Origin of the sequence: Syntrophomonas sp. UBA1041, assembly GCF_002316705.1 — a bacterium.
Lineage (GTDB): Bacteria > Bacillota > Syntrophomonadia > Syntrophomonadales > Syntrophomonadaceae > DTU019.
Genome location: NZ_DCEA01000066.1, coordinates 62,184 through 62,742 on the forward strand (window position 1 = coordinate 62,184; position 559 = coordinate 62,742).

The 559-nt window shown below is 53.0% G+C and carries 1 protein-coding gene and 1 pseudogene; both read right to left on the reverse strand.

What is annotated here, in order from left to right; translation table 11 throughout:
* Positions 1-357 (reverse strand): annotated as a pseudogene (locus tag B2633_RS09895) (hypothetical protein); the annotation flags it as partial.
* Positions 358-378: 21 nt separating this feature from the next.
* Positions 379-559, reverse strand: a 181-nt coding sequence (locus B2633_RS09900; RefSeq protein WP_483170460.1) for a hypothetical protein, incomplete at its 5' end; no start/stop codon positions are given.

Consider the following 559-nt stretch of genomic DNA (forward strand, 5'->3'; position numbering starts at 1 on the left):
GCGGTTAAGGGCTGCTGAGGCCGAATCTAGGCCTGCCCGGGTTTGGTTCATCTGCGACTCGGTCTGGCTGGCTTGTATATTTAAATCCGGATTATCCAGGCGTATCAGGGCTTGGCCGGCCTTGACCTCCTGGCCTAACTCAACCTCCACAGCAGCCACCGTTCCGCTCTGTTGAGCATAAAGAAGCGATTCATTTACAGCCTGCACCACAGCGGTATCATCCACGGTCCGGGCGACAGCCGCCCTGGTGACCTTAACCGCGTCCATCTCGGCAACACCGCCCTGGTATACTGCGACTCCGGCCAACACCGCAACTACCAGGACAATGCCCCCATACAACCAGCGCTTTTTCTTCATCTTCTTAGCCTCCGCCTCCTGTTAGTCCACATATTTTGACATCTCAATCATGTCTAAAGTTGACAATCCCCGCGTTGCTAACCAGTACCCCGTCAGGACAAAACTCAAACCTACCAGTAAACTGAGCACATAACTAAAGGGAGAGATAACCACCGGAAAGGTGAACATATCGGTGCTCACACTGGAAATATAGAAAACTGCC